Here is a 2,546-nt window from a genome sequence, read left to right on the forward strand (position 1 = left end):
ACCGGAACTTCGTCGAGCGAGGCCCATTCGAACAGCACCTCGCCGGTGGCGATATCCACCTCCTGCACGTGACCCTCCAGGACGTAGCCGTTGCGTGGGCCCCCGACCTCGGTCAAGTCTGCGGGAGCTGTCACGTACGCGAGAAGCAGCATCGTGCCGTCATCGGTGATCGTCGTCTCGTGCATGTCGGCGTTGCCCGCACCGATCGGTTCCCCGGTCGACACACGCGCGATCTCGGTGTACGTGTCATCCAGGATGATGACCTCGCCGCGCCCATGGAATCCTGACTGGCCCACCCAATAGGTCAGCACCGGCTCACCCTGGTACTCCTGCACACGCAGATCGAACGCCGAGTCATCGCCCGTGTTCGCGACCCATACCGGGTCGCCGTCGCCATCCACGATCGCGGCGCCCTGCATTGCCGACCCCTGGTCGAGATCTTTGGGGCCGAGGAACGCATACATGCCGTCGCGGTCCAGCGTCGCGCCGCGCTCGGAGGTGGTCACGGTCACGATCGGGGGCGTCAGATCAGGCCGGCTCACGAACGACCACGGCTCAGCCGTGACCTCTTCGCTCGGCTCCTGCGTGCTCGTTTGCGCCGCACAGCCCCCGAGCGCGAGCGCTCCCGCGACGCCGACAACAGCGAGGGTTCTGCGACTCACCATTGGGGGAGTGTGCCACGGAACATCGCCCTGGCGGCCCCCGCTGAGGAGATTCTCACACAAGCACCGCCTGTCGTGTCAGAGCAGATTGACGGTGCCGATGACGATCAGCAGGGCTCCGATCAGCACGACCGAGAGACTCAGCACGAGGGAGGAATTCGCCACGAGCCAGTCGCTGAAACGCTCGAGCCGGGGCCGAATCGAATGGCTGCCGAAGACATACGCCAAGACCAGGGCCGCGACCGTCGAGACCGCGACCGCCGTGAAGATCAGCACCGTGAGGCTGCTGCCGACGATGCTGAGGGAGGCCGAACCGATCGCCAGTCCCGCCGCCAACGCGATCGCAAGGTTCTTGGGCCTCACGTTCATCGCAAGTCCGAACGCGAAGGCCCGGCGCGGCCCGACATTGTCGAGCGCCTTCGTCCACGATGGCGCGCTGGCAGGTTCCGGGCGCCGGCGATCGGCCGCCGTGCGCCAGACCCCTCCCACTACGAGAAGCACGCCGATAGCGATCTCGACCACGTGCGCCCAGGACGGCATCCGTTCTGTCGTCGATGGAGGAATGAGGCGAGCCCCGAGCGAGAACAGCGTCACGAGCACGAGCACCCCGCCCGACCACCCCGCGAGGTAGCCGACGCTCGCCGGGATGGGGTTCGGCGAGAGCAGAAGCAGCACGACCGCGAGGATCGGGAACACGCTCAGCGCCGCCGCAACCCCCAGCGGCACGACGTACCACAGCACCGAATCCACCCCTCGACTCTAGAGCCGCGGGTGGGGTGCTCGCGGTGTCAGGGGACGATGAGCACCGGCGCGTTGAGGTTCATGAGCACGTCATGCACCACCGTCGAGATGTTCGGGGGCTCCTCGCTCTGGCCGCGCCCGATCACCAGCATCGCGGCATCGATGGACGCTGTCAGCAGCGCCGGGGCGACGTTGTCGGCGACGACCCGGGAACTCAGGTCGAGGTGAGGGATGTCGATGAGAGCGTGTGCGCTGGCGCGTGCGACGACATCCCGAGCAGCCGAGGCCCGGTACTCACCGTTGCTCGACGATTCCTCGTGCGGAACCGGAGGCCGGGCGTGGATGAGGACCAGCTGCTGATCCGTGCGCGCCGCTTCGCGAGCTGCCTGCATCAGCGCTGCATCCGAGGCCTGCGATCCGCTGACCCCGACCACGACACCGTGCCGGCCCTCAAGCGGCAGGTTCGGCACGACCAGGACCGCCGACCGGGCGGCAGCGACGACATAAACGGATGCTGCGCCGAACGCGCGCCCACGCAAGAAGCCGGTGCGGTGCGAACCCACAACGAGAAGGTCGTGCGGGCGGGCAGCGCCCGACAGCACACTGGGCGCGCGACCGTGGACGAGTTCGGTCTGCACGTGGGCGACGCCCGCATCCACCGCGCGGCGCCGGGAAGCGTCAAGCACGTGGATGCCGCGCCGTTGCGCATCAGCCATATAGTCGGCGCCGGCAACGCCCCACGTGTCGTCGACAACGTGCACGAGCAGGAGCTCGGTGGCGTGATCGGCCGCGTACGCGATGGCCCATGCCAGCGCGCCGGTGCTCGGACCTGACCCGTCTACGCCCACGACGAGGCGATCGTAGGGCGATACCCGCCAGATCGTGTCGCCGGCCGGGGCGCTCAACGAGCCGCCCTCGGACAGGCCCACGTGCGAGTCGTGCAGTGTGTTTCGCATCCGTCTGCCCCTCCTGTCTGTTCCAGCATCCGGCTCGCCAGGTTCCCCGCACAGGGTCGAAGGTCCCGCGATAGGATCCTGGCGAGAGAGCCGAGGGACGAGAACGGGGTAACCGGGTGGCTGATATCGAGGCACGGCTGCGCAGTCTCCTGACGGCGAACGCCGCTGTCGTGAGCCAGCTGGAGCT

3 protein-coding genes are annotated in these 2,546 nt (G+C 67.9%); all 3 read right to left on the bottom strand.

Features of this window, described 5'->3' with window-relative positions; genetic code table 11:
- The coding region (locus B3587_RS07420) for an arylsulfotransferase family protein (RefSeq protein ID WP_292727563.1) at positions 1 to 665 on the bottom strand (665 nt) is incomplete at its 3' end.
- A gap of 75 nt (positions 666 to 740) precedes the next feature.
- Complete coding sequence (locus tag B3587_RS07425) at positions 741 to 1,412, bottom strand: GAP family protein (RefSeq protein ID WP_228178557.1); 672 nt, start codon at positions 1,410 to 1,412, stop codon at positions 741 to 743.
- Between the two features lie 38 nt (positions 1,413 to 1,450).
- On the bottom strand, positions 1,451 to 2,359 hold the full coding sequence (locus B3587_RS07430) for a universal stress protein (RefSeq protein ID WP_292727565.1): 909 nt from the start codon (positions 2,357 to 2,359) through the stop codon (positions 1,451 to 1,453).
- Positions 2,360 to 2,546 lie beyond the last annotated feature (187 nt).

This window comes from Microbacterium sp. UBA837 (assembly GCF_002296025.1).
Taxonomy (GTDB): domain Bacteria; phylum Actinomycetota; class Actinomycetes; order Actinomycetales; family Microbacteriaceae; genus Microbacterium.

Bases quoted from the DNA above. Each gene is read 5' to 3' on its own strand.
- B3587_RS07430 (WP_292727565.1), bottom strand. From the start codon at position 2,359: ATGCGAAACACACTGCACGACTCGCACGTGGGCCTGTCCGAGGGCGGC.